At 66.5% G+C, this 26,415-nt stretch carries 25 protein-coding genes; 15 read left to right on the top strand and 10 right to left on the bottom strand.

What is annotated here, in order from left to right; translation table 11 throughout:
• The coding region (locus VJ897_RS13085; protein WP_324056133.1) for an outer membrane protein transport protein at positions 1 to 869 on the bottom strand (869 nt) is incomplete at its 3' end.
• Positions 870 to 974: 105 nt separating this feature from the next.
• A complete protein-coding gene (locus VJ897_RS13080; RefSeq protein WP_324056132.1) occupies positions 975 to 1,862 on the bottom strand; it encodes a DMT family transporter in 888 nt (295 codons plus the stop codon).
• Positions 1,863 to 2,196: 334 nt separating this feature from the next.
• Here VJ897_RS13080 and VJ897_RS13075 point away from each other — a divergent pair, with 334 nt between their 5' ends.
• Positions 2,197 to 2,847 carry an FkbM family methyltransferase gene (locus VJ897_RS13075; protein ID WP_324056131.1) on the top strand — a complete coding sequence of 217 codons (651 nt, stop codon included), beginning with the start codon at positions 2,197 to 2,199 and terminating at the stop codon, positions 2,845 to 2,847.
• 52 nt (positions 2,848 to 2,899) lie between these two features.
• Here the strand turns inward: VJ897_RS13075 and guaA are convergent, their stop codons facing one another.
• Entirely contained in the window at positions 2,900 to 4,474 is a 1,575-nt protein-coding gene (gene guaA, locus VJ897_RS13070; protein WP_324056130.1) for a glutamine-hydrolyzing GMP synthase, read from the bottom strand.
• A gap of 139 nt (positions 4,475 to 4,613) precedes the next feature.
• Between guaA and VJ897_RS13065 the strand changes: the two genes are divergently transcribed.
• Positions 4,614 to 6,167 carry a trimethylamine methyltransferase family protein gene (locus tag VJ897_RS13065; protein ID WP_324056129.1) on the top strand — a complete coding sequence of 518 codons (1,554 nt, stop codon included), beginning with the start codon at positions 4,614 to 4,616 and terminating at the stop codon, positions 6,165 to 6,167.
• 4 nt (positions 6,168 to 6,171) lie between these two features.
• Here VJ897_RS13065 and VJ897_RS13060 read toward each other — a convergent pair whose 3' ends face one another.
• Positions 6,172 to 6,486: a DUF6477 family protein gene (locus VJ897_RS13060; RefSeq protein WP_324056128.1), complete on the bottom strand. Its 315-nt coding sequence runs from the start codon at positions 6,484 to 6,486 to the stop codon at positions 6,172 to 6,174.
• Between the two features lie 216 nt (positions 6,487 to 6,702).
• On the opposite strand from VJ897_RS13060, the gene VJ897_RS13055 reads away from it, so the two are divergent.
• Together VJ897_RS13055 and lipA are read left to right on the top strand one after the other, a co-directional pair.
• Complete coding sequence (locus VJ897_RS13055) at positions 6,703 to 7,746, top strand: DUF6456 domain-containing protein (protein ID WP_324056127.1); 1,044 nt, start codon at positions 6,703 to 6,705, stop codon at positions 7,744 to 7,746.
• A gap of 120 nt (positions 7,747 to 7,866) precedes the next feature.
• On the top strand, positions 7,867 to 8,823 hold the full coding sequence (gene lipA, locus VJ897_RS13050) for a lipoyl synthase (RefSeq protein ID WP_324056126.1): 957 nt from the start codon (positions 7,867 to 7,869) through the stop codon (positions 8,821 to 8,823).
• Here the strand turns inward: lipA and VJ897_RS13045 are convergent.
• Both VJ897_RS13045 and VJ897_RS13040 read right to left on the bottom strand, forming a co-directional pair.
• Positions 8,820 to 9,707 (bottom strand): c-type cytochrome, encoded by an 888-nt coding sequence (locus VJ897_RS13045; RefSeq protein WP_324056125.1) that lies wholly within the window; start codon positions 9,705 to 9,707, stop codon positions 8,820 to 8,822. The genes lipA and VJ897_RS13045 overlap by 4 nt on opposite strands.
• 3 nt (positions 9,708 to 9,710) lie before the next feature.
• Complete coding sequence (locus tag VJ897_RS13040; RefSeq protein WP_324056124.1) at positions 9,711 to 10,184, bottom strand: cytochrome c; 474 nt, start codon at positions 10,182 to 10,184, stop codon at positions 9,711 to 9,713.
• A 96-nt stretch (positions 10,185 to 10,280) separates the two neighbouring features.
• On the opposite strand from VJ897_RS13040, the gene VJ897_RS13035 reads away from it, so the two are divergent.
• Positions 10,281 to 11,147 carry a LysR family transcriptional regulator gene (locus tag VJ897_RS13035; RefSeq protein WP_324056123.1) on the top strand — a complete coding sequence of 289 codons (867 nt, stop codon included), beginning with the start codon at positions 10,281 to 10,283 and terminating at the stop codon, positions 11,145 to 11,147.
• A gap of 27 nt (positions 11,148 to 11,174) precedes the next feature.
• Here VJ897_RS13035 and hpt read toward each other — a convergent pair whose 3' ends face one another.
• The gene (gene hpt, locus VJ897_RS13030) at positions 11,175 to 11,711 is read right to left on the bottom strand and encodes a hypoxanthine phosphoribosyltransferase (protein WP_324056122.1); all 537 of its coding nucleotides are present in this window, start codon (positions 11,709 to 11,711) and stop codon (positions 11,175 to 11,177) included.
• Between the two features lie 87 nt (positions 11,712 to 11,798).
• Between hpt and VJ897_RS13025 the strand changes: the two genes are divergently transcribed.
• The gene (locus tag VJ897_RS13025; protein WP_324056121.1) at positions 11,799 to 12,242 is read left to right on the top strand and encodes a type II toxin-antitoxin system RatA family toxin; all 444 of its coding nucleotides are present in this window, start codon (positions 11,799 to 11,801) and stop codon (positions 12,240 to 12,242) included.
• Here VJ897_RS13025 and VJ897_RS13020 read toward each other — a convergent pair.
• The 3 genes from VJ897_RS13020 to VJ897_RS13010 all read right to left on the bottom strand — a co-directional run bounded on the left by VJ897_RS13020 (position 12,233) and on the right by VJ897_RS13010 (position 14,444).
• Positions 12,233 to 12,700 carry a CinA family protein gene (locus VJ897_RS13020; RefSeq protein ID WP_324056120.1) on the bottom strand — a complete coding sequence of 156 codons (468 nt, stop codon included), beginning with the start codon at positions 12,698 to 12,700 and terminating at the stop codon, positions 12,233 to 12,235. The genes VJ897_RS13025 and VJ897_RS13020 overlap by 10 nt on opposite strands.
• Entirely contained in the window at positions 12,697 to 13,215 is a 519-nt protein-coding gene (locus tag VJ897_RS13015; RefSeq protein ID WP_324056119.1) for a phosphatidylglycerophosphatase A family protein, read from the bottom strand. Before VJ897_RS13015 ends, VJ897_RS13020 begins: the two co-directional genes overlap by 4 nt.
• An 83-nt stretch (positions 13,216 to 13,298) precedes the next feature.
• Positions 13,299 to 14,444, bottom strand: a complete 1,146-nt coding sequence (locus tag VJ897_RS13010) for a bifunctional 2-C-methyl-D-erythritol 4-phosphate cytidylyltransferase/2-C-methyl-D-erythritol 2,4-cyclodiphosphate synthase (RefSeq protein ID WP_324056118.1) — start codon at positions 14,442 to 14,444, stop codon at positions 13,299 to 13,301.
• A 175-nt stretch (positions 14,445 to 14,619) separates the two neighbouring features.
• Between VJ897_RS13010 and dusB the strand changes: the two genes are divergently transcribed.
• From dusB to hflX, 9 genes are all read left to right on the top strand, one after another.
• A complete protein-coding gene (gene dusB, locus VJ897_RS13005; protein ID WP_324056117.1) occupies positions 14,620 to 15,585 on the top strand; it encodes a tRNA dihydrouridine synthase DusB in 966 nt (321 codons plus the stop codon).
• Positions 15,582 to 16,667: a two-component system sensor histidine kinase NtrB gene (locus VJ897_RS13000; protein ID WP_324056116.1), complete on the top strand. Its 1,086-nt coding sequence runs from the start codon at positions 15,582 to 15,584 to the stop codon at positions 16,665 to 16,667. Before dusB ends, VJ897_RS13000 begins: the two co-directional genes overlap by 4 nt.
• A complete protein-coding gene (locus VJ897_RS12995) occupies positions 16,667 to 18,031 on the top strand; it encodes a response regulator (protein WP_324056115.1) in 1,365 nt (454 codons plus the stop codon). Before VJ897_RS13000 ends, VJ897_RS12995 begins: the two co-directional genes overlap by 1 nt.
• A gap of 88 nt (positions 18,032 to 18,119) precedes the next feature.
• Positions 18,120 to 20,402 carry a sensor histidine kinase NtrY-like gene (locus tag VJ897_RS12990; protein ID WP_324056114.1) on the top strand — a complete coding sequence of 761 codons (2,283 nt, stop codon included), beginning with the start codon at positions 18,120 to 18,122 and terminating at the stop codon, positions 20,400 to 20,402.
• Between the two features lie 7 nt (positions 20,403 to 20,409).
• Entirely contained in the window at positions 20,410 to 21,816 is a 1,407-nt protein-coding gene (gene ntrX, locus VJ897_RS12985; protein WP_324056113.1) for a nitrogen assimilation response regulator NtrX, read from the top strand.
• Between the two features lie 86 nt (positions 21,817 to 21,902).
• Positions 21,903 to 23,279, top strand: a complete 1,377-nt coding sequence (gene trkA / locus VJ897_RS12980; protein ID WP_324056112.1) for a Trk system potassium transporter TrkA — start codon at positions 21,903 to 21,905, stop codon at positions 23,277 to 23,279.
• The gene (locus tag VJ897_RS12975; protein WP_324056111.1) at positions 23,279 to 24,799 is read left to right on the top strand and encodes a TrkH family potassium uptake protein; all 1,521 of its coding nucleotides are present in this window, start codon (positions 23,279 to 23,281) and stop codon (positions 24,797 to 24,799) included. Before trkA ends, VJ897_RS12975 begins: the two co-directional genes overlap by 1 nt.
• 102 nt (positions 24,800 to 24,901) lie before the next feature.
• A complete protein-coding gene (gene hfq, locus VJ897_RS12970) occupies positions 24,902 to 25,135 on the top strand; it encodes an RNA chaperone Hfq (protein WP_324056110.1) in 234 nt (77 codons plus the stop codon).
• Positions 25,136 to 26,407, top strand: coding sequence for a GTPase HflX (gene hflX, locus VJ897_RS12965; protein ID WP_324056109.1), 1,272 nt, complete (start codon positions 25,136 to 25,138; stop codon positions 26,405 to 26,407).
• Positions 26,408 to 26,415 lie beyond the last annotated feature (8 nt).

Here is a 26,415-nt window from a genome sequence, read left to right as displayed (position 1 = left end):
ACCGAGAAGGAGGCCGAGAGCTTGTCGGTGAACTGCCGCCCGATACCGATGGTGTAGGTATAGACGTCGTTGTCGTAGCTCAGGATGTCGCCGGCGATGCTGTCGGTCAGCGCGAACCCGTCCCATGCGGCATAGCGCACCGACCCGAAAAGCAGGGTGTCCTGTGCAATACCGGTCTGAAAGTCGAGGTTGACGCTTTCGGGCATGGTTGTGCTCAGATCGCCCGCCGACCCGTCGAGTGCCAGGTCGACCGGGCTGCTGTAGGTCAGCGCGATCCGCATGGCGATGTCGGGACGTTCATAGGCCGCCCCCACGACATAGCCCATGCCGGTGTCCTTGGAATAGGTCGAGGCGTAGGCCGGTTTGGCCGAGGCAGGCCCCGGGCCATCGAGGTCAGGTACCGCGGGCACATCGTAGACACCGCTTGCCGTCACGGTCCGAACCCCGCCGTGAAGGCTGAAGTTCTCGTTGACCTTGAACCGCAGCAGGATCGAGAGACCGGTCGTGTCGACCTCGGCATTTGCTCCATCAAGGGCGTATCCTGCCCGGTCATAGTCGACGTCGGCGCCGTAGGGTTGATCCACAATGATGGCAAGCGAGGTGCCCCCGAACAGGTCTGCCTTGTAGGCCGCGCCGAACTGCGCGTAGCTGGGTGCCATGTCGCCGGAGGGCGCCCCGCCGGTCGGCGGGGGCAGGGCGGCGTTCATGTTGCCGCTGACCGACGGGTTGACCTGACCAAAGCTCAGTTCGGCATAGCTGCCGGTTTCGAACAGGGCGCCGACCGGCTGCCCCGACCGATCAAGCCCGCCGGCACTGGCCAGACCCGTCGTCATCATCAGCGCGGCGCTTGCGCTCAGTATCTTTTTCATGTCGCTCGTCCCTGAAATGGTGTCTCTCCTCGCCGGGACCCTAGAAAGGGCCGGGGCGCGGGGTCAATTCTTGACGCCACGTCAGGGTGAAGGGGCGTCGCAGCGTCACTTTCGCCCGGCGGCGGCGCGCACCGTCGGTTGTGGCTGACCGCGCGTTATATTCAGGTAATTGCCCGCGAAGATGAAGGCCGCCCCGAGAAAGACGAAGGGATCGAGCGCCTCGGCATAGACCAGCGCGCCAACCACGGCGATCACCGGCAGCCGGACGAAGTCGATGGGCATGACGACCGCCGCCGGAGCGATGGACAGCGCGCTGGTCAGGCAGAAATGCGCCACCAGCCCGGCGCAGCCGATCAGCACCAGCCAAGGCAGGCTTTCGGGCGAGGGGCGGGTGATGTCGCCGTCAATCCCCGCGCAGAGCACGCCCAAGCCAAGTTGCATCGCTGTCAGCCAGAAAAGGATGCCGGTGATGGTCGTCCCGCGCGTGAGCCGGCGGGTGAACAACGCCGAAAGGGCAAAGCCCACGGCCGCGCCCGCGGCGGCCAGGTGGCCCGGCTCGAGCGCCGAAAGACCCGGCCGGGTCACGATCAGCACCCCGGTGAACCCGATCGCGGCGGCCATCGCGCCGACGCGGGTGATCCGTTCGCCCAGCACCAGCGGGGCCAGCAGGATGACCCAGATCGGCGAGGTGAACTCCAGCGCAAAAACCTGTGCCAGCGGGATCGCCGAGATCGCGAAGAACCAAAGGTTCTGGCCCGCGAAATGCGCTACGTTCCGCAGGGCGTGCAGGCCGATATTGTCGCGCGTGACCTGATGCAGGGTTCCGGCGAGGGTGCCCACGGCGAGCACGATTACAAGGCCGACAAAAGAGCGATACATCATGATCTCGAACGTATCGAGCTCGAAAGACACGGCGCGCCCGGCAATCGCCATCGAGGAAAAAGACAGGATCGCGCCAATCATCCAGAGCGCGGCTTTGAGGGTCTCGGTCAACTGTGGTCATCCCCGTGAATGAGAGGTTAAGTCTGGGTCGGAACGGGCGGGAACAAAAGAGCAAAACCGCGAACACACTGATTTCACCCGCCGGGCATGGAGCTTTGGCGGATTGCACAGGCAGAGGACATGGCAGAACAAGGGTACCGACAGGGCTGCATCGCGCGGGGCCGGCAGGCGCTTGGGCGCCTGCGCGGCGAATACAAGGCCAGTCGACGGGCCCGCCGGGGCCTCGGCCCCATCAAGGCCGCTGACAGGGACGCGGGGCGGGCGATACTGTCCATGTTGCGGCCCTTCCAGGCCCCGATGCCAATGATCCGCATTGGTCCCGAGAATGATGGGGGGGTATGTGCTGCCGGATGATCTCGAAGGGATCGCGGCATGTTTTTCGCCCGGCGTGTCGAATGTCATCGGGTTCGACGAGGAGATCGCCGCGCGCGGAATCCGGTGTTTTCTGGCCGATGGGTCGGTCGAGGGACCAGCGAACCCGCCGCCGGGCATCCGTTTCGAGCGGCTTTTCCTTGGCGCCGAAAGCGGGCAAGGGGTGATTTCGCTCGATGATTGGGTGCGCGGGCGGGCGCCGCCGTCGGGAGACCTGATGCTGCAGATGGACATAGAAGGTGCGGAATATGACGTGCTCGGCACGGCCAGCGCGCAGGTTCTGTCGCGGTTCCGGATCATCGTGCTGGAATATCATCGTCTCGAGAGCCTGTTCACCCCGCAGGGAAGAGACAGGATTCGCCCGGCCCTTGAGGCGCTGGCCAGGGATTTCGAGGTCGTGCACGTGCATGGCAACAATCACGCGCAATGCCTTCGCATGGCGGGGCGGCGGTTTCCGCCGGTGCTTGAAGTCAGCTACCTGCGCCGCGACCGCATGGCGCGTGCGCGCAAGGACGCGGTGATCCCGCATCCGTTCGACCGGCCCAACAGCCCGCGCAGGCCGGATCTTCAGCTGTCGCGGTTCTGGGATACCCCACGAAAATGACCCGCCGGATGAGGGCGGGCCATTGATCAGACGCGGCGCCGGTGCGCGGCCTTCATTCCCATTCTATGGTGCCCGGAGGCTTGGAGGTCACGTCATAGGTGACGCGGTTGATACCCTTGACCTCGTTTATGATCCGGGTCGCGGTCTCGCCAAGGAAGTCGTGGCTGAAGGGATAGTAATCGGCGGTCATGCCATCCACGGATGTCACCGCGCGCAGGGCGCAGGCATAGTCATAGGTCCGCCCGTCGCCCATGACGCCCACGGTGCGCACGGGCAGGATGGCCACGAAGGCCTGCCAGATCTCGTCGTAAAGCCCGTGCTTGCGGATCTGGTCGATGTAGACAGCATCGGCCTTGCGCAGGATCTCGAGTTTGTCGCGGGTGATCTCGCCGGGGCAGCGGATGGCCAGGCCCGGTCCGGGAAAGGGGTGGCGGCCGATGAAACTGGCCGGAAGGCCCAGTTCATGGCCCAGCGCGCGGACCTCATCCTTGAACAGCTCGCGCAGCGGCTCGACCAGTTTCAGGCCCATCTTGTCGGGCAGCCCGCCCACGTTGTGATGTGACTTGATGGTGACGGAGGGCCCGCCCGAGAAACTGACCGATTCGATGACATCGGGGTAGAGCGTGCCCTGCGCCAGGAAATCCGCCCCCTCGATATCGCCCGCGTATTTCTGGAAGACGTCGATGAACAACCGCCCGATGATCTTGCGCTTTGTTTCCGGGTCGGAAACGCCGTCCAGTTCGCCCAGGAACAGCTCGGCCTCGTCGGCATGAATCAGCGGGATATTGTAGTGGTCGCGGAACATGGTGACGACCTCGTCGGCTTCGCCCTGACGCAGCAATCCGTGATCCACGAAAACGCAGGTAAGCTGGTCGCCGATCGCCTCGTGCAGCAGCACGGCGGCGACCGAACTGTCCACCCCGCCCGACAGCCCGCAGATCACCTTGCTGTCACCCACCTGGGCGCGGATCTTGGCAACGGCCTCGGCACGGTAGGCATCCATGGTCCAGTCGCCCTTGAAGCCCGCGTCGCGCAGGAAATTCTCGTAAAGCGTCTTGCCGTTGGGGGTGTGATGCACCTCGGGATGGAACTGCACCGCGTAGAAGCGGCGCTCCAGGTCGGCGGTGATGGCGAAGGGCGCGCCGGGCGAGGTGCCCAGCACCTCGAACCCCGGGGCCAGCTTCGAGACATGGTCGCCGTGGCTCATCCAGACCTGTTCGCGCCCCGAGCCGTCCATGAACCAACCGTTCAGGAAATCGGGCCGCGCGCCCTTGGCGGGGGTGACCCAGGCGCGGCCGAACTCGGCAGTGGCGTCTTCACCGGCTTCGACGGTGCCGCCCAGGTCCTGCATCATCACCTGTTGGCCGTAGCAGATGCCGAGGATCGGAACGCCCAAGTCGTAGACGGTCTGCGGGGGGCGCGGACTGCCCGCGCGCATGACCGAATCCGGCCCGCCCGAGAAGATCACCGCACGGGGCGCGAAATCCTCGAGGAACGCCTGCGTAACGGTCTGGAAGGGGTGTATTTCGCAGTAGACATTCAATTCCCGCAGGCGGCGCGCGATGAGCTGCGTGACCTGGCTGCCGAAATCAATGATGAGAAGGCGGTCGTGGATCTGGCTTTGCATGGCGCCAGTTAAGCCGGAAGCGAAGGCCACGCAAGCACGCGCATGTCGCTTTCGCACTCAAAGGGGCGCAAATCCGATCTATCTGCATGCCCTGCGGGGCTATCACGCCTACAACGGATCGAAACGAGGGAGTCGCGGTATGAGCGAAGCAGGCACGGCACGGGCAGGGCGCAGGGGCCGCGGCGGCGGCGGGGCCGCGCGACGGGCACAGCGTTCGGCGGTCAGTTTCGAGACGGCGAAATACATCGAGCGCAATGTCCCCAACTTCGAGGTCCTCACCGAGGAGGCCATCGCGGTGATCGAGGCCAACGCCGAGCAGATCCTGGAGGAGATCGGCGTGGCCTTCGTGGACAACCCCGAGGCGCTGGAGCGCTGGAAGGCCGCCGGCGCCGAGGTCACGGGCGAACGTGTGCGCCTGCCCAAGGGGCTGGCCCGCGAGCTGATCAAGACCGCGCCTTCGGAATTCACCCAGCACGCCCGCAACCCGGAGCGCAATGTGGTGATCGGCGGGCGCAACCTGGTGCTGGCCCCGGTCTACGGGCCGCCCTTCGTGCGCGACGTGGACGGCGGGCGCCGCTATGCCACGATGGAGGATTTCCAGAAATTCGTGAAACTGGCCTACATGTCGAAGTGGCTGCACCATTCGGGCGGCACGGTCTGTGAACCCACGGATGTGGCGGTGAACAAGCGCCACCTGGACATGCTGCTCGCGCACATGACCCTGTCGGACAAGCCCTTCATGGGGTCTGTCACCGATCCCGACCGGGCGCGCGACAGCATCGAGATGGCCGAGATCCTGTTCGGTGCGGAGTTCGTCGACCGGAACACGGTGATGACCTCGCTCATCAACATCAACTCGCCGCTGACCTTCGATGCGACCATGATGGGCGCGTTGGAAGCCTATGCGGCCAAGAACCAGGCCGCGATCATCAGCCCCTTCATCGTCGGCGGGGCGATGGCGCCGGTTTCCGTGGCCGGCACGCTGACGCAGGTCCTGGCCGAGGTCATGGCAGGCGTCGCCTACAGCCAGTTGATCCGTCCGGGCGCCCCGGCGATCTTCGGCACCTTCGTGACCTCGATCGACATGAACTCGGGCGCGCCCACCTTCGGCACCCCAGAGGCAGCCAAGATCACCTATGGCGCGGGCCAGCTGGCGCGGCGGCTGGGTTTGCCCTACCGCTCGGCGGGGTCGTTCAACGGGTCGAAACTGCCCGATGCGCAGGCTGCCTACGAGACCGCGAACAGCCTCAACGTCGGCCTTCTGGCGGGGGTCAACTTCATGCTGCATTCCTGCGGCTGGCTGGAGGGCGGCCTGGTTGCCGACTTCGAGAAATTCGTGATGGACGCCGACCAGCTGGGCGCCCTGCATGGCATCGCCAGCGGTGTCCAGATCGACGAGAATGCCCAGGCCATGGACGCCATCCGCGAGGTCGGGCCGGGCGGGCATTACCTTGGCTGTGCCCATACCCAGGCGAATTTCAAGTCCGCCTTCTGGCGGTCCGATCTGCTCGATTACAAGCCCTTCGAGACCTGGGAAGAGGAAGGCGGGCGCGACACCCGCCAACTGGCCCGGCTGCGGGTCGAAAAATTGCTGGCCGACTACCAGCAACCAGCGCTCGACCCTGCGATCAACGAGGCGCTTCACGCCTACGTTGCCGCCAAGAAGGACAGCATGCCCGACGCCTTCAGCTGAGACGTCAGTCCAGCGGTTCGAGCCTGCGGCGCGATTTGCGTGTCGCGCGCAGGCTCGCCGCCTCGGCCATCAGTGCGATCAACACTTCGACGTGCCGGGCGATCGAATAGGCCGCCCGGTCCTGCCGGCGCTGGAAGTCCAGCGCCGCTTCCATGTCCAGAAGCCGCACCAGCGCGTCACTCGCCCTCGGGGGCACATCCGCCTGCAGCAGCCGCCGCAGATGGCGATTACGGTAATAATCGGTTAACCCTTGGCGTGCGGTTTGCACCAGGATCTGTGGTCTTTCGAGGCGCGAAACACGTGTCAGAACATCTTCCATGATGGACTCCCAGTTGATTTCACATGCTTTCTAACACAACCCCAGCGTGTGTTGCGTGTGGATAACAACCGCCGAACGGCGCGTTAACAGACGTTTACGTTTTGGAAACGATGCTTTCACACTGTGAATAATGTTTCCGAAAGAGAAACGGCGTCCTGGGTGGGTATGGGCCGGATTGGCCGCGCGCTGTCAGCGCGGCGAGGATGGGAACGGACAATGTCATTTGAACACAAGTCGTCGGTCTCGATGCCGACCTGGGTGCCGGAACACGTCCGGCATTATCTTCTGCACACCGTTTACGGCCAGTCGATCCGTGCGCTGGCCCGGCGGGCCGACTGCCACGCCTCGACCATCATGCGCCAGGTGCGCAAGGTCGAACAGCGTCGCGAGGACCCGCTGATCGACGGGGCGTTGCGCGTTCTGGCCTCGGACGGGACCGGAGGGGCGGCTGCGGTGTCGAACGGTGAACAGTTGCAGGCCCTGCGGCGCCTGGGCGAGCCGGGCGCACTGATGGCGGTGGCCCCGGACATGGGCCGCGCGGTCATCGTCCGCGACGGCGCGGGCGGGGCGCCCGAGTGCAGCACGTCGCTGGAGTTGCGCGTGGCCCGTGCCCTGGCGCTGCGCGATTTCCTGGACCCGGGCGCGTCCGGCGGCCGCGTGATACGCTACCGGATTTCCCATACCGGCCGGGCCGCCCTGCGCGACCTGATCGCGCGCTCCGAGAACCGTGCCCGCGAAATGGCCGAGGCGCAGACGCCTTTCGCCCATGCCCCCGGCGCGGGGGCGGCCCCCGGACCCGAGGAAAAGACGCCCCTGCGCAGTACGCGGCTCGGCTCTGCCGACAGCCCCGTGCGGGCGCTGGCCCGGCGCAAGGACAAGTTCGGCGAGCCCTTCCTGACCCGCGAGATGGTCCGGGCGGCCGAACGCCTGCGCGAGGATTTCGAGGTCGCCCATGTCGGGCGGTCGGTCAGCCAGGACTGGGCGGCCATGATGACAGGGGCGCCGCGCAAGGGCCGCGGCGGCAGCGACCATGGCGCGCGACTGGACGTTCAGGCGCGTGTCACCGCCGCCTTCGAGGCGCTGGGGCCGGGGCTGGCCGAGGTGGTCTATCGCACCTGCTGCCTGCTCGACGGGCTGGAGACCACCGAACAGCGCATGGGCTGGTCGGCCCGCTCGGGCAAGATCGTGTTGCGCATCGCGCTGGATCGCCTGGTCGAGCATTACCGCCAGGCGGAGCAGTTGAACACGCGCCATGGCTAGGCCGGGTGAATCAGCGCGGCATCCGGCCCCGAGGCTTGCGCCCGGTGCAAGGCGGGGTTTCATTGCTTTTCCGGACGTTTGGGCCTAGGTCAGGGGAAGCCTAGTCTGGAGGAGGCCAAATTGCGCGATCTGAACATTCCCGAATCCCGGCATCCCGAAAAGGCGCATCGCGCCGACAACGCACAGCCCAAGAAACCGGACTGGATCCGCGTCAAGGCGCCGACCTCCAAGGGCTATCAGGACACTCACAGGATCATGCGCGAGCATGGCCTCGTCACCGTCTGCGAAGAGGCGGGATGTCCCAACGCCGGCGAATGCTGGTCGCAGGGCCACGCCACCATGATGATCATGGGCGAGATCTGCACACGTGGGTGCACTTTCTGCAACGTGGCCACCGGTCGCCCTGACACGCTTGATGCCTTCGAGCCGGGCCGCGTGGCCGATGCCGTCCAGAAACTCGGCCTCAACCACGTGGTCATCACCAGCGTGGACCGCGACGATCTTGACGATGGCGGGGCCGAGCATTTCGCCATGACCATCCGCGCCATCCGCAAGCGCAGTCCGGACACCACGATCGAGATCCTGACGCCCGACTTCCTGAAATGCCCGCCCTCGGCGCTGGAAACCGTGGTTGCGGCGAAACCGGACGTTTTCAACCACAACCTGGAAACCGTGCCGGGCCTCTACCAGGAGGTCCGCCCGGGTGCGCGCTATTTCCACAGCCTTCGCCTGTTGCAGCGGGTCAAGGAACTGGACCCGACCATGTTCACCAAGTCAGGGATCATGGTGGGGCTGGGCGAAGAGCGTCCACAGGTGCTGCAGGTCATGGACGACATGCGCAGCGCCGACGTGGATTTCCTGACCATCGGGCAATACCTGCAGCCGACCCCCAAGCACCACGCGGTCGCCCGCTTCATCCACCCCGACGAATTCGCCGCCTATGAAAAATCTGCCTATGGCAAGGGGTTCCTCATGGTTTCGGCCACACCGCTGACCAGGTCGAGCTATCACGCCGGCGACGATTTCGCGCGGCTGCGGGAAAACCGCCTGAAAAAGCTGGGCGAAGCAGCCGTCTAGGGCAGGGCGACCAGGTAGGCGGCGATCGCGTCGCGGTCCTGCACCGACAGGCGACTGGTGTTCTTGATTACCGAGACCATGGTGCCGCCCGCCGTGTCGAACTCCGGCGTGAAGCCACTTTCGAGGTAGGCCGAGATATCGGGCGCGGACCAGCCCAGGCCCTCGGGCGTGATGTCGGGGATACGGCCCTCGCCATCGGGATTTACCGCGCCGGCCAGCCAGTTGCCGCGATCCAGACCGCCCAAGGCATTGCGGGGCGTGTGGCATTCGCCGCAGTGGCCCAACGCCTCGACCAGGTAGCGGCCGCGTTCCACTTGGCTGTCCAGGTTGCCCGTGACCACCCAGTCTTCATTCCTGAACAGCGTTTTCCAACCGCCCAGACTGCGCCGGACGTTGAAAGGAAAGGTGATGTCGTGCGGCTGGCTGGGCGTTGCATCGGCGGGCAGCGTCCGCATGTAGGCGATCAGGTCCGCGATATCCTGACGGCCGGCCCGCGCATAGGCGGTGTAAGGAAAGGCCGGGTAATAGTGCGCACCGCCAGGCGAGACCCCCCGCTGAACCGCATTGGCCAGGTCCATGTCCGACCAGCCCCCGATACCGTGGTTCGGATCAGTCGAGATGTTGGGGGCCACGAATGTGCCGAAATCGGTCTCGAATCTCTGACCACCGGCCAGGATGGGAAGGCCTTGGCCCGCCTCGGCGTCGGGCGCGGTGTGGCAGGACCCGCAGCCGGCGGCAATGAAGACCCGTTCGCCCGCCGCCGCGTCGCCGGTCAAACCCGCCAGGTGATCGGCTGGCAACGGCTCGGGCGCGGTCAGCCACCAGCCGGCCGCACCCCCGGCGACGGCCAGTGCCGCCACCCCTTTCAGCAGGCGACCGGCCAAGGCTCAGTCGTCGCTTTCGCGGTAGTCCTCGTGGCAGGCCCCACAGGCGCCGCCGAGACCGCCCATCGCACCCTTGAGCGCGCCCAGCCCCTGGCCGGCAGCGTCTTCCATGGCAGCGGCGGCCATGACCAGGTCCTCGGACATGGACATCACGTCGTCGAGGTTCTCCCAGATGGCCGGCAGGGCCTTGGAGCCCTCGACGGAATTGTCCGACCCCTCGGGCCAGTAGGTGGATTGGTCCAGTTGGGACAGCGCCGCGATGTTCGAGGCCGCGGCACTCGCCGCGTCGGCGTCGTAGGCAATGCGTTCGCGGGCCATGCCACCCAGCACACCTATGTTGTGGGCATAGAGCTGCATGTGGGCCTGCCGGGCCTTCATGGCCCCGGCGATGGCGGGATCGACATGGGATTCGGCCACGGCAGTGGTGCCAAGGCCGGTGAGGCTCAGAACGGTAATGGCAGTCGCAAGACGCTTCACGGTAAAACTCCTGATTGAATCAGTTTCAGTGACATCCACGATACCTGTGAGTAAAATCGAAGCCATTCCATAATTTTGCGTAAGGGGTCCGATTCCATGCACAGCCAGAACTGGGACGACCTGCGTTTCGTTCTCGCCGTGGCCGAGGAAGGCTCGGTGAGTGCGGCGGCCCGGCGGCTTCGGGTCAATCACGCCACGGTGCTGCGCCGGGTCGCCGCCTTCGAGGGGCGGGTCGGCCTGCAGCTGTTCGAACGCACTGCCAGCGGTTACGTGGTGCCGCCCGATCATCGCCGGGTGATCGACGCCGCGCGCGAGGCCGCCGCCGCCATCGGGGCGGTCGAGCGGGTGGCCCAGGGCGTCGAGATGCGCCTTACAGGGCGGCTCTGCGTGACCTCGACGGATACCTTTTGCCAAACGGTCCTGCCCGGGATCGTGCGCGATCTTGCAGTCGAGGGCGAGGGGCTGACGGTCGAGCTGTCCTGCACCAACGCCCACCTGGATCTGTCCCGGATGGAGGCCGATATCACCGTGCGCCCCGCCGTGCGCCTGCCAGAGGGGCTGATCGGGGAACAGGCGGGGATCCTCGGACTGGGCGCCTACGGGCCGGCGGCGGCCTCGACCGAGGGCTGGCTGGGCCTGCGCGGGCCACTGGAACGTTCGCGCATGGCCGAGGTCATGGACCGGCAGCAGCCCGGCCCCCTGCGCGCGGCGGCCGACAGTTTCGTCATCCTGCGCGAGATGGTCGCCGAGGGACTGGGCAACGCCATCCTGCCCAAGGTGCTGGCCGCGCAGGATCCGCGCCTGGTGCCGCTGGACCGCCCCGAGATGCAGATGGACATCCCGATCTGGGTCGCCAGCCATGCTGATATCGGCGGCTCGTCACGGTTGCGAGCCTTTCGCGCGCGCATCAAGGCCGGGTTGCAGGACCGGGCCGGTCGGCTGGGACCGGGCGCGCCACCGTAACGTGGCCCGCGCGACGGCTCCGTCCTGCTAGAGCATTCGAACCTTGCCGATATAGGGCAGGTTGCGGTTGCGTTGCGCGTAGTCGATGCCGTAGCCCACGACGAATTCATCCGGGATCTCGAAGCCGGTCCAGTCGGCCTTCACGTCCACCTCGCGCCGGGTCGGCTTGTCCAGCAGCGCGATGGAGCGCAGTTTGCGCGGCCCCCGCGCGCCCAGCAGCCCCAGCACGTGTTTCATGGTATAGCCGGTATCGACGATATCCTCGACAACCAGCACGTTGCGCCCCTCGATTCCGCCGCGCAGGTCTTTCAGGATGCGCACCTCGCGGCTGCTTTCCATGGAATCCCCGTAGGAGGAGGCCTCCATGAAATCCACCTCGACGTTCATGTCCAGCTCGCGCACGAGATCCGCGATGAAGACGAACGATCCCCGCAGCAGCCCCACCACGACCAGTTTCTCGCTGCCGTCGAATTCCGCGCGAATCTCTCGTGCCAGTTCCTCGATCCGGGCGGCGATGGTCTTTGCCGAGATCATCTCGTCGATGGCATAGTCCTCTTGCGTCATCTGGCCCCGCTGTCCTTCGTTGTGCTTGATTTCCGCGGCGCACTCTACGACATCACGCGCAAGAGTCACGCACACAAAGGAGCGCGGATGCCCGCCCATTCCGAGACCCGGCAGCTGCCCTATAGCGCGCAGCAGATGTACGACCTTGTCGCGGACGTTGACCGCTACCCCGAGTTCCTGCCCTGGACGGCCGCCGCCCGGGTGCGCCGCGTGGACGATCACGGCGACCACAAGGTGATGCTGGCCGACCTGGTGGTGTCGTTCAAGGTGTTCCGCGAGCGCTTCGGCAGCCGCGTGACGCTCTGGCCAAGGGCGCGCCAGATCGACACCGAGTATATCGACGGGCCATTCCGCTTTCTTGAAAGTACCTGGGAATTCCGCGAGGCCGAGGGCGGCTGCGAGGTCTCGTTCCGGGTGGATTTCGAATTCCGCAACAGGATGCTGCAGGGCGCGGCGGGGATGTTCTTCAACGAGGCGATGCAGCGCATCGTTCGCGCGTTCGAGGCCCGGGCCAAGGCGCTTTACGGCTGAACCGCGCCGATCAGCAGCGCAAGCGCATGTTCGACGGCCGCCGCGCGCACCTGCGCGCGCCCGATCGCCCCGAACTCCACGGTTTCCGTCCGGGTGCCGGCCGGCGTGGCCAGCGCGAAACAGACGCGCCCCTCGGGCTTGTGCTCCGACCCGCCGGGACCGGCGACCCCGGTGATCGACACCGCGAGTGTCGCCGCCGACCGGCCAAGTGCCCCCGCCGCCATCTGCGCGGCGACCTCCTCGGACACTGCCCCGTGGGCCGCGATCGTGGCCGGATCGACGCCCAGCATCTCGGCCTTGGCCGCGTTGGAGTAGGTGATGAATCCCCGGTCGAAGATGTCCGAGGACCCGGGGACGGCGGTGATGCCCGCGCCCAGCAGACCTCCGGTGCAGCTTTCGGCGCAGGCGATCATGTGGCCATTGGCGCGGGCGGCCTTGATCAGGGCCTCGACACTCATGGCGCGATCACCACATGCGACAGTCCGGCCAGCCCCAGGGTGATCACGGCGGCGAAAAGGCCCGCCCAGACATCGTCCAGCATCACGCCCATCGCGTCGCCGCGCCGGTCGGCCCGGCCCACCAGCCACGGCTTCCAGATATCGAACAGGCGAAACAGCAGAAAGGCCGCGATCCAGCCCGGATACAGCGCCAGGATGTCCTGTCCGGCGGCATGGGCGCCGATGATGACGGGCGCCAGCGCGATCCATTGGCCCACGACCTCGTCAATCACGATTTCGGACGGATCATGGTCGCCGCCCTGCGCGGTATAGGCCCGCGTGGCCCAAACGCCAGCGGCGAAGGCCGCGGGGATGGCCAGCAGGAACAACCACACGCCGCCCAGTTGCCAGATCAGCCAGGCAAGGGGCAGGGCGGCCAGCGACCCCCAGGTGCCCGGCGCCGGGCGCAGGTGGCCGACGTAGAGCACGGTGCCTGCTAACCCTGAAGCAGTGAGTCGGATAGGTTTCGCTTTCATCAACTTCTTGGAAGCTAAAAATCTGCCCTTCTTGGCAGATATCCATTTGAAACGGGCTTCTGCGACTAAGCGCCTTATCGCGTTCATGGTTTCACCAGCGTGGCCGTGGCCATGGCGGCGATGCCTTCGCCGCGCCCGGTGAACCCGAGCCGCTCCGAGGTGGTGGCCTTTATGCTGACGCGGGCCGCGTCCAGCCCCGTGATCCGGGCCATCTGGGCCCGCATGGCGGTAGCATGTGGCCCGACCTTGGGGGCTTCGCAGACCAGCGTGCAATCCACCTGGGTGATCTCGAAGCCACGCGTGCGGGCCAGGGCGCAGGCATGGGCCAGGAAAGTTTCGCTCGGCGCGCCTTTCCAATGTGGGTCGCTGGGCGGGAAATGCGTGCCGATGTCCCCCTCGGCCAAGGCGCCGTAGATGGCATCGGTCACCGCGTGCATGCCCACATCCGCGTCCGAATGGCCCTGAAGGCCCCGGTCGAAGGGCACCGCGACGCCGCAAAGCATGACGTGATCGCCCGGCCCGAAGCGGTGCACGTCGAACCCGTTGCCGGTGCGTATGTCCATGGCGCCCTCCCGGTGCTGCGCGGTCAGGATCTGCGCGGCCCGCGCGAAATCGTCCGGATGCGTGATCTTCAAGTTCCTCTCGTCGCCCTCGACGATGGCGACGTCAAGCCCGGCGGCGCGCGCCACGGCCACGTCATCGGCCGCCGTTCCGTCCGCGCCCGCGTGGGCGGCTCGGATGGCCTCCCTGTGGAACCCCTGCGGCGTCTGCGCCCGGTAAAGGTTGTTCCGGTCCCCGATACCGGTGACCTTGCCGCCGGCCCCGGTCCAAAGCGCATCGGAAACCGGCAGCGCCGGGGCCGCGCCGCGGGTCGTTGCAAGCGCATCCAGCACCCGGTCGATCACCTCGGGCGGGGTGCAGCACCGGGCCGCGTCATGGACCAGGACCGCCGCACCCGTCGCATGGTCCAGTCCAGCCAGCACCGACAGCGAGCGGGTTGCCCCGCCGATGGCAATGGTCGCCTGGTCCGAAAGGCGCAGGCGCTGCACGTGTCCCTGGTCTTCGGGCGCGACGACAAGAACGATGTCGCCGACGCGTGGATGGGCACGGAAGATCGCCAGCGTATGCTCGACAACCGTGCGCCCCGCGATCCGGCGCCATTGCTTGGGTGTCTCGCCGCCCGCGCGACGTCCGCGCCCGGCAGCGACGATGATTGCAGTGGTCTGCATTGGCCCCTCTCGTTCCGTCTGAGGGGGTGCTTAGCCGCTGGTGCAGGCCTGGGAAAGGGGGTTTCACCGGGTCTGTCCGGTCCTTTTGCACATCTTTTAATCATTTGACGCCGGCCGCACATTTTTTGACCGCAATTCAATTGTTCGGTCCGGGGGGCTCTGCTATCTGCAAAGCATGTCGTTGCCCGCCGCGCCCTTTCCCGTCGCCCTCGCCCCGCTCGCCGGGATCACCGATCTGCCGTTCCGGCGGTTGGTGGCCTCTTTCGGAGCGGGCTGGGTGGTGTCGGAAATGGTGGCCAGCCAGGAAATGGTCCAGGCCAAGCCCGGCGTGCGCGAAAAGGCCGAACTGGGGCTGACAGAGGCCGCCACCGCGGTGCAACTGGCCGGGCGCGAGGCCCGCTGGATGGCCGAGGCCGCGCGCCGTGTCACCGCCCAGGGCGCGGCGATGATCGACATCAACATGGGCTGTCCGGCCAAGAAGGTGACGCAGGGGTATTCCGGCTCGGCGCTGATGAAGGACCTCGACCATGCGCTCGGCCTGATCGAGGCGGTGGTGGCGGCGACCGACCTGCCGGTGACGCTCAAGACCCGGTTGGGCTGGGACGACGCCCTGCGGAACGCGCCGGAGCTGGCCCGCCGCGCCGAAGCCGCGGGGGTCAGGCGCATCGTGATCCATGGCCGGACCCGCTGCCAGTTCTACAAGGGCCGGGCCGACTGGGCCGCGATCCGCGCGGTGACCGAGGCCGTCGGAATCCCCGTCATCGCCAACGGCGACATCGTGGATGCCGTCACGGCCCGTGCCGCGCTGGCCCGGTCGGGCGCCGCGGGCGTGATGATCGGGCGTGGCGCGCAGGGACGGCCCTGGCTGCCAGCACAGGTCGCCGCGGACCTCTGGGGGCATCCGGCCCCGACAATTCCGGTGGGCCAGGCATACACGGACATGGTTTCAGATCATTACGACGCGATGCTCGCGTTCTACGGCAAGGCCCTGGGGACCCGCGTCGCCCGCAAGCACCTGGGCTGGTACATGGACTCGGCCGCGCCCGATCCGGCCCTGCGCCGGGCCGTGCTGACCGCCGATGACCCGGCCCGCGTTCTGGCCCTGTTGCCGCAGGCCCTGGCGGAAAGGCAAGCCGCATGATCACCGATCCGGACCTCTGGAATTCCCTGCCTGTGCCCGCGCTGCTGCTGGAGGCGGACGAGACCATCGCCGACAGCAACCTGGCGGCCGAGAACTTTCTCAATCTCTCGACCAAGGCTCTTTCGGGGGCGCTGGTCTGGGACAAGGTGATGATCGACGCGCCCTTGGAAGAGGCCTATGCCCGCGCCCGTGACAACAGCACACCGCTCTTCGTGAACGATGTGGACGTGGGCAGCGGCGAACGCCCGCCGCTGCAATGCAACGTGCAGTTCGCCCCGCTCTCGGGGGCCGCCGACCAGATGCTCATGCTGATCTCCCCGCGCGAGATTTCCACCCGTATCGCGCAGAACGCGCAAAGCTACCGCGCCGCGCGCTCGGCCATCGGCATGGCCGAGATGCTGGCCCACGAGATCAAGAACCCGCTGGCCGGCATCGCCGGGTCGGCGCAGTTGCTGTCCATGGGGCTGGCGGGCGAGGACCTGGAGCTGACCCACCTGATCGTCGAAGAGACCCGGCGCATCGTCAAGCTGCTGGACCAGGTCGAACAGTTCGGCAATATCCAGGCGCCGAGGCTCAGGGCCGTCAACATCCATGACGTTCTGGACCGTGCCCGCCAGTCCGCCTCGGTCGGGTTCGGCGCGCACATGCTGATGATCGAGGACTACGACCCGTCGCTGCCGCCCACCCATGCCGACCCCGACCAGTTGCAACAGGTTTTCCTGAACCTGCTCAAGAACGCCGCGCAGGCCGGGGGCGCGGGCGGCTCGATCACCCTGCGCACCTTTTACGACCCGGCGCTGCGCCTGCGCCGGCGGGACGGCAGCGAGGGCAGGTTGCCGCTGCAGGTGGAAATCATCGACGACGGCCCCGGCCTGCCGCCCGACATCGCCGCCGAGGTTTTCGAGCCCTTCGTCTCGGGCCGGGAGAACGGCACCGGGCTGGGCCTGGCGCTGGTCAGCAAGCTGATTGCTGACATGGGCGGCTGGATTTCCGTGGACAGCGTGCCGGGGCGCACCGTCTTTCGCGTGGCCCTGCCCACCGTGCCCCGCGACATCGCCACCAGTGAAAAGGATGAAGACTGATGGACGGAACCGTTCTTGTCGCCGATGATGACCGCACGATCCGCACCGTTCTGACCCAGGCCCTGACACGCGCGGGCTGCAAGGTGCATGCGACATCTTCCATCGTTACGCTGATGCGCTGGGTGGACGAGGGCAAGGGCGACCTGGTGATCTCGGACGTGGTCATGCCCGACGGCAACGGGCTGGAGCAGCTGCCCAGGATCGGCGAGGCGCGCCCGGGGCTGCCCGTCATCGTGATCTCGGCGCAGAACACCATCACGACGGCCATCCAGGCCGCCGAGGCCGAGGCCTATGACTACCTGCCCAAGCCCTTCGATCTTCCCGACCTGATGAAACGGGCCGCACGGGCGCTCGAGGTCAAGCGCCGCGCGCCGGTCCGGCGTGACGCGCCGGAAGAGGGAGCCGACACGGACCTGCCGCTGATCGGGCGCACCCCCGCAATGCAGGCGATCTACCAATTGGTCGCGCGGGTGATGAACACGCCGCTGTCGGTGCTGATCACCGGCGAGAGCGGCACCGGCAAGAGCCTGATCGCGCGCACCATTCATGATTTTTCCGACCGTCGAACCCTGCCTTTCGTGGTCGCTTCGGCCGCCGACCTTCAGGGAATGGACGGGCCCTCGGCACTGGTCGCGCGGGCCAAGGGCGGCACGCTGGTCTTCGACGAGGTGGGCGACCTGCCCGTCGAGGCCCAGGCGCGTGTTGTGCGGATGCTTGATTCCCTTGGCGATGGCGCGCCGCAGATCATGGCCACCTCGCGCGGGGGACTGATGGACGAGATGGAGGATGGCGGCTTTCGCGAAGACCTCTATTACCGGCTGGCCGGGGTCACCATGACCCTGCCGGCCCTGCGCGACCGGGTCGACGACATCCCGCTCCTGATCGAGCATTTCCTGGCCCGGGCGGAGCGGGACGGCGCCCCGCCGCGGCAGCTTGCGGATGCGGCCATCGACCTGTGCCGCGCCTACAGTTGGCCCGGCAACGTGCGGCAGTTGGAAAACGTGGTGCTGCGCCTTGTGGCCACCGCCCCCGAACCCGAGATCCATCGCGGCGAGGTCGAGATCGTGCTGGGCAACCAGCCGGCGATGGAACCGCTCAGGGGCGGGGACAGCGACAAGCTCTCGGCCTCGGTGGCCAAGCACCTGAGGCGCTATTTCGACCTGCACGGCGGCGAATTGCCGCCACCGGGCCTTTACCAGCGCATTCTGCGCGAGGTCGAGGCTCCCTTGATCGAGATTGCGCTGGATGCCACGGGCGGCAACCAGGCCCGCTGCGCCGATCTTCTGGGCATAAACCGCAATACGCTGCGAAAAAAGATCACCGATCAGGATATCCGCGTGACACGCCGCCGGAAATTGATGTAAAAGCGCAACAGAACCGTGGCCACTTTGCCGCAGAAGTGCGGGCCGAGCCCCGGACGAACAGGCGGTAGGGACCGGCCCCGGTCCGGCAATGAACGAGGCACCCGGCGTGCGGCGCTCTCTTCTGGGCATCAACCTTTCGACGATCAGCCGCTGGCGGCGCAAGCGGCGAGTTCAGAACGTCATGACGCTGGTGCTTGTGCTGCTGGCCCCGGTGCTTGTCCTGTCGACCATCACCGCGCTGCGCCCGCTGGAGCAGACCGACCGCACGGAGGTCCTGCGCCTTATCCTGCTGGTAGACCTGGTCTATATCCTTGTTGTCACGGCGCTGGTGCTGGCCCGGATCAGCGCGATGATCGCCGCGCGACGGGTGCGGTCGGCCGGCTCGCGGCTGCACCTGCGGCTGACCGGGGTCTTCGGACTTCTGGCGCTGATTCCAACGGTGGCGGTCGCCGTCTTTTCGGTGCTGACAATCAACATCGGGCTCGAGGGCTGGTTCTCGGAACGGGTGCGCAACGTGGTCGGCAACTCGCTCGAGGCTGCCCAGGCCTATGAAGAAGAGCACCGACAAGAGGTGGCCCGGGACGGCCGCGCGCTGGCCGGCTTCCTCGACACGCAGCGGATGCAGACCTTCTTCATGGAGCGCGGCGAGATCCGCCAGGCCCTGTCGCGCGTCGCCCCGCAGATCGAGCGCGGCCTGTCGGAGGTCTTCGTGCTGGACGGCGCGGGCGAGATCGAGGTGCGCGGCGAACGCTCCTACGAATTCTACTTCGAGAAACCGACCGAAGCGCACCTCGCGCAGGCCCGCGAAGACGGTATCGCCATCATCGAGGACTGGGCCAACAACGAGTTCCGCGCGCTGATCCCGCTGGAGAATTTCACCGACAGATACCTCTACGTCACCCGTCCGGTGGACGGCGATATCCTTTCGCTGCTCGACGAGACACAGGAGACGGTCGAGCTGTATGGCCAGCTCGAGAACGAACGCGGGCGCGTGCTGTTCGAATTCGGCCTGATCTACCTTGGATTCGCGGTGATCCTGATCCTGGCGGCGATCTGGGTGGGGCTGTGGTTCGCCGAGCGCCTGTCGCGACCCGTGGGCCGGCTGGTGGGCGCCTCGCAGCGTGTCGGCGCCGGGGACCTTTCGGTGCGTGTGCGCGAGGAACAGGGCGACGACGAGATCGCCCAGCTGGGACGCTACTTCAACCAGATGACCGAACAGTTGGCCGACCAGCGCGAGGAGTTGCTGAACAACACCCGCCAGATCGAGGAGCGCCGCCGTCTGTTCGACAGTGTGCTCAGTTCCGTGCCTTCGGGCGTTGTCGGGCTGGACCAGGAGGGCTGCGTGACCTTTGTCAATCGCTCGGCCACCCGCCTGCTGGAGGTGGGCAAGGGGGCCGAACGCACGCCGCTGACGGTCGCGGTGCCGGAGTTCGCGCCACTGTTCACGCAACTGACCGAACGCGGCCGCCGCGTGGTACAGGGCCAGGTGGAACTGGTGCGCGGGGGCGAACAGGAAACCCTGCTGGTGCGCATGTCGCCGCGCCGGGGCGAGGGCGGCACGCTGGAGGGCTACGTGATCGCCTTCGAGGATGTCACCGACCTTGTCAGCGCCCAGCGGATGGCGGCCTGGGGCGACGTTGCCCGCCGCATCGCTCACGAGATCAAGAACCCGTTGACGCCGATCCAGCTTTCGGCCGAACGGATAAAGCGCAAGTTCCGCCGCGAGGTGCCGCCCGAGTCGGTCGAGGCGCTGGAACAGATGACCGAGGTCATCGTGCGCCAGACCAATGACCTGCGCCGCATCGTCGATGAGTTCTCTCGTTTCGCCCGGATGCCCGAACCGGACCGCGCCACCCATGATATCGTCGGCCTGGTGCGTGATGCCGCCGCACTGCAGGAAGCCGGCCTTCCGGGCGTGACCATCAGCGTTGACCTGCCCGCGCCGCCGGTCCTGGCCAGCCTGGACAGCACCATGCTGTCCCAGGCCCTGACGAACCTGATAAAGAACGGCGGCGAAGCGATCGAGAGCCTGATGGACAAGGGCGCCCCCGAGGGGTTCTCCCCCGAGATCCGCGTGGCGCTCGAGGTCGGCGCGACCAGCGCCCGGATCACGATCGCCGACAACGGCATCGGCCTGCCCGAGAACCGCGCCAAGCTGTTCGAGCCTTACGTGACCACGCGTGAAAAGGGCACCGGGCTGGGCCTGCCCATCGTGCGCAAGATCATAGAGGAACACGGCGGCAGCCTGACCCTGACCGATGCGCCCGTCTTCGAGGGCGCCGCGCACCGGGGCGCCATGGCCACGATCGACATGCCGATACTGACCGAAACCGAAACGGGCGCCGAGACAACGGCCACCAAAACAGCGTGAGGGGATGATGAGCGATATTCTGATCGTGGACGACGAACGGGACATCAGGGAACTGATCTCGGACATCCTGCGGGACGAGGGCTTCACCACGCGCCTGGCGGGCGGGTCGGAAGAGTGCATGGCCGAGATCGGCAAGGGCCTTCCGGCGCTGATGATCCTGGACATCTGGCTCAAGGACAGCGCCATGGACGGCATCGACATCCTGTCCCATGTCAAGCGCGAGCACCCCGAAGTGCCCATCGTCATCATCTCGGGGCACGGCAACATCGAGATCGCCGTGGCGGCGATCAAGCAGGGCGCCTACGACTTCATAGAAAAGCCCTTCAACATCGACCAGCTGATGGTGGTGATCCGCCGCGCGATGGAAACCAGCCGGCTGCGCCGCGAGAACCTCGAACTGCGGCGCGGAGAGAGCGGCGAGATCGAGATGATCGGCGATTGCCCCGCCTTCCGCACCCTGCGCGGCCAACTCGACAAGGTCACGAAATCCAACGGACGGGTCATGCTGACCGGCCAGCCCGGCAGCGGCAAGGAAACCGCGGCGCGCTACATCCACGCCCAGTCGGAGCGCGCGGGCGCGCCCTTCGTCAGCGTCAATTGCGCCTCGGTCGCGCCCGACCAGATGGAGGAGATGCTCTTTGGCCGCGAAACCGAAGGGCGCGGCATGGAACCGGGTCTGCTGGAAGAGGCAGACGGTGGCGTGATTTACTTCGACGAGATTGCCGACCTGCCCGAGGGCACGCAATCCAAGATCCTGCGGGTGCTGGTGGACCAGAAATTCCAGCGGGTCGGAGGATCGGACAAGGTGCAGGTGGACCTGCGGGTCATTTCCGCGACCGGGCGCGACCTTCAGGCCGAGATCGAGGCCGGCCGCTTCCGGCAGGAACTTTACCACCGTCTCAACGTGGTGCCCATCCATGTCCCTTCGCTAGAGGAACGCCGCGAGGATATCCCGCGGCTGGCCGAGTATTTCATCGCCCGCCTGCACGCCGAGCAGGGCCTGCCCTTGCGCGCACTGTCCGACGAGGCGGGCGCGCTGTTGCAGACCATGCCCTGGCCCGGAAATGTACGCCAGCTCAAGAACGTGGTCGAACGCATCCTGATCCTGGGCGACAGCCAGGACCCGATCGGCACCCGAGAGATCCCGGCCGGGGGCGAGACCGGACAGGCTGACGAGGAACGGGTGATCCTGTCGGGGTCGCTGGCAACCCTGCCGTTGCGCGAGGCGCGCGAGCTGTTCGAGCGCGAATACCTGCTGACCCAGATCAACCGCTTCGGCGGCAATATCAGCAGGACCGCGAATTTCGTTGGGATGGAACGGTCGGCCCTGCACCGCAAGCTGAAATCTTTGGGTGTCGTCACGTCGAACAAGGCGGGCGCGCGGGTCGCTCACGTGGACGAGATCGAAGGCTGAGGACACCGGGCCGGCTTGACCGGGCCGCCTTGACCGTCAATGTGGGCTCTGTCACGACGCGGTGACGCTCTAGCGAGGGACCAGGCATGAAGGTCATCATCTGTGGCGCCGGGCAGGTGGGCTGGCAGATCGCCCGGCACCTTGCCTCGGAAAAGAACGACGTGACGGTTGTCGACAACAATGCCGAGCTGATCCGCCGCGCGACCGACACGCTCGATGTGCAGGGGATCGCCGGTTTCGCATCCTACCCGGACGTGCTGGACAAGGCCGGTGCGCGGGACGCGGACATGATCATCGCCGCGACCCATTCCGACGAGGTCAACATGGTCACCTGCCAGGTGGCGCACTCGGTCTTTGCCGTCCAGCGCAAGATCGCCCGGTTGCGCGCGCAAAGCTATCTGGACGCGATCTATGCCGATCTCTACCGCCGCGATCACCTGCCCATAGACGTGGTCATCAGCCCCGAACGCGAGGTGGCCGAGGCCGCCCTGCAACGGCTGGCGGCCCCTGCGGCCTTCGACACGGAAAGCTTCCTGGAGGGCAACGCCCAGTTGCTGGGAATCCATATCGAAGCCGATTGCCCCGTCATCAACACCCCGCTGCGCCAGCTGTCGGACCTGTTCACCACGCTCAAGGCCGTGGTCGTGGGCATCCGCCGCCGGGGCAGCCTCTTTGCCCCAAGTGCAGGCGACCAGATCTTTCCCGGCGACGAGTGTTATGTCTTTACCGAGACGCGCGACATGGCCCGCACGCTCGAGATTTTCGGCAAGACCCAGGCCAAGCAGGAAAGGGTTGTCATCATCGGCGGCGGCAACGTCGGACTGTCGGTGGCCCAGGCGCTGGAACACCGCGAGAACCGTATCCGAGTGCGGGTGATCGAGCGCGACAGGGCGCGTGCCGAACGCACCGCCGACGCGCTGGAACGGACCATCGTGCTCAACGGTGACGGGCTGGACGCGGCGCTGCTCCAAGAGGCCAACATCGGGTCCACGGACGCGGTGCTGGCGGTGACGGACGATGACAAGACCAACCTGCTGGCCGCGGTGCGGGCCAAGGCCCTGGGCTGTCCCATGGCCATCAGCCTGACCAACGATCCCACGCTTGTCCCGCTCATGGGGCCACTGAACGTGGATGCCTACATCAACCCGCGCGCCACCACCGTCAGTTCGATCCTCAGCCATATCCGGCACGGCAGGGTGCGCTCGGTCTACTCCATCGGCGATGCCGAGGCCGAGGTGATCGAGGCCCAGGTGCTGACCACTTCGCCCATCGCGGGCAAGCCCCTGCGCGAGGTGGATTTCCCCGAGGGCGTGCTGCTGGGCGGCATCCTCAAGGGTGGACGCATGGAAAAGCCGCGCGGAGGGCTGCGCATCGAGGAGGGCGACGTCGTCGCCATTTTCGCGACGGCCAAGCAGGTGGCCGAGGTCGAGCGCATGCTCCAGGTCTCGATCGACTACTTCTGATGGCCGGGTTCCTGTCGCGCAGGCCGTTCTTCGTGCTGCTCATGGGGCTGGGCGCGCTGGCCATGATCGTGCCGGCGGTCCATGCCCGGGTGGTCGAGGACTACGAGAGCATGCGGATCTTTTTCTACGGGTTCCTGCTGTTCTCGGTAATCACCCTGTTCGTGGCGCTGGCCACCGAGGGGCACCAGCCACGCTTCGGGCTGCGGGGGCTTCTGGTCTCGTTGCTGGCGGCCTTCGTTTTCCTGCCCATCATGCTGGCCATCCCCTTCATCGAGGCCGTGCCGGGCACACGGCTGATCGACGGTTGGTTCGAGATGGTCTCGGGCTTCACCACGACGGGGGCCACGCTCTGGGACAACCCGCGCAGCCTGCCGCGCTCGGTGCACCTGTGGCGGTCGCTGGTGGGCTGGATGGGCGGCCTTCTGATGTGGATCGCGGCCATGGCGGTGCTGCTGCCACTGAACCTCGGGGGCTTCGAGGTCTACCAGCAGGGCACGGCCGAGGCCGGCGAGGACCACCATGCCCGGATCGGCAGCAGCGTTGAACCGCCCGAACGTCTGGCCCGCTACATCCTGCGGTTCGTGCCGCTTTACACCGGGCTGACACTGCTGCTCTGGCTGGGACTGACCGTGGCCGGCGAGGTGCCCTTCGTCGCATTGTGCCATGCCATGGCGACGCTTTCGACCTCGGGCATTTCGCCCGTCGGGGGGATCTATTATTCCTCGGCCGGGATCGCCGGCGAGGTAATGATCGCCCTGTTCCTGCTTTTCGCGCTGTCGCACCTGACATTCACCCGCGCCCCGGGCGAGGACCCGCGTTCGGTCGTGACCCGCGACGCCGAGCTGCGCTTCGGGCTGACGCTGATCGGCCTTCTGACCTTGGCGCTGCTGGCACGCCACGTCTTCGAGATGGGCTCCGACGGGGCAGACAGCAGCGCGCTGACGGCACTTGCCGCGGCCTGGGGCGGCGTGTTCACGTTCCTGTCCTTCATGACCACCGCCGGGTTCGAATCCTCGCAATGGCCCGTCACCCAAAGCTGGTCGGGCCTGTCCACCCCGGGGCTGATACTCGTGGGGCTGACGGTGATCGGCGGTGGGGTGGCCACCACGGCAGGCGGGATCAAGCTGTTGCGGGTCTACGCGCTCTACAAGCACTCGCAGCGGGAACTGCAGCGGCTGGTCCATCCGTCCTCGGTCGGCGGCGCGGGCGCGCACGCCAGGCGCATCCGGCGGCAAGGGGCGCAGATCGCGTGGATCTTCTTCATGATCTTCGCAATGTCCATTGCCGGGGTAATGGTGCTGCTGTCCCTGACGGGCGTGCAGTTCGAAACGGCCATGGTGCTTGCGGTCTCGGCGCTGTCGACCACCGGGCCGCTGGCGGTGGTCGGGGCAGAGGACCCGATCTCGTACGCCGGGCTGACGGATTTGTCCAAGACGGTGCTGGCCCTGGCGATGATTCTGGGCCGGCTGGAAGCCCTGGCCATCATCGCCCTGCTCAACCCCGAATTCTGGCGCCGGTAGCCTGGCGCAACAATTTGGGCTGGAAACTCCGGCATCTGCGCGACATACTGAACGCGAATTCCGGCGCCGATCCGCGGCAACAAGAACAAGGGACAGGACAAGATGGCCAACGACAAGCAGAACCTGCAGGATGCCTTTCTCAATCATGTGCGCAAGTCCAAGATCTCGGTCACGATCTTCCTGGTCAACGGGGTCAAGCTGCAGGGCATCATCACCTGGTTCGACAGCTTCTGCGTGCTGCTGCGCCGCGACGGCCAGTCACAGCTGGTCTACAAGGGCGCCATCAGCACCATCATGCCGGCCACGCCGATCAATCTTTACGACGGTGAAGAATAATTGGAGGACGACCGGCCCGTAACGCGGGGCTATGTCGTTCACCCCGACATCCGCACGAACCCCGATCGTAACGCCCCCGGCCCGGCGCTTGAGGAGGCCGTATCGTTGGCCGTGGCGCTGCCCGACCTGGAGGTTGCGGGGTCGGAGGTCGTGCCACTGAACAAGGTCCATCCTGGCACGCTTTTCGGATCGGGCAAGATCGAGGAACTCAAGGCGCGCATCAAGGCCGCGGGGGCGGGTCTGGTGCTGGTCGACGGGCCGGTCAGCCCGGTCCAGCAGCGCAACCTGGAACGGGCTCTGGAAACCAAGCTGCTGGACCGAACGGGCCTGATCCTCGAAATCTTCTCGGATCGCGCCCGCACGCGCGAAGGCGTGCTCCAGGTCGAGATGGCCCATCTGTCCTACCAGCGCACGCGGCTGGTCCGGGCCTGGACCCACCTGGAACGCCAGCGCGGCGGCCTGGGCTTCGTGGGGGGGCCGGGCGAAACCCAGATCGAGGCCGACCGCCGGGCCATCGACGAGCAGCTCAACCGTCTGCGCAAGCAGCTCGACAAGGTGGTCAAGACCCGCAAGCTGCACCGGGCCGCCCGCGCCAAGGTGCCGTTCCCGATCGTGGCGCTGGTCGGCTATACCAACGCGGGCAAGTCCACGCTGTTCAACCGGCTGACCGGGGCGCAGGTGATGGCCAAGGACATGCTTTTCGCGACGCTGGACCCGACCATGCGCAAGGTCGAGCTGGAAACCGGCGACGAGGTCATCCTGTCCGATACGGTGGGCTTCATCAGCGACCTGCCGACACAGCTGGTTGCCGCCTTCCGCGCCACCCTGGAAGAGGTGCTGGAGGCTGATGTGATCGTGCATGTCCGCGACATCAGCCACCCCGAGACCGAGAGCCAGCGCGCGCAGGTCATGACGATTCTGTCTGACATGGGCGTGACCGAGGCCACGCCGCTCATCGAGGTCTGGAACAAGGGCGATCTGCTGGACATCGAGGTGGCGGACGCTCTGGAGGCCCGCGCCGATCGCGACCCGGATATCTTCCTGACCTCGGCGGTGACCGGGCGGGGGCTGCGGCCAATGCTTGAGCGCGTGTCCGAGCGGTTGAGCGCCCCCCGGACGACCGAGGACCTGGTGTTGCCTTATGCGCAGGCGCGCAAGCGGGCCTGGCTGCACGAGGAAGGCATTGTCGAGGCCGAGCGCACCGACGATGACGGCTATCACCTGCGGGTCAACTGGACCGCGCGGCAAAAGGCACGCTTCGAGAGGCTGTAGGTATGCCC

It is taken from the genome of Salibaculum sp. (assembly GCF_035270045.1).
Taxonomy (GTDB): Bacteria; Pseudomonadota; Alphaproteobacteria; order Rhodobacterales; family Rhodobacteraceae; genus Salibaculum.
Note: the sequence above shows the minus strand (reverse complement) of the source record. Positions and strands in the feature narration are given on the sequence as shown.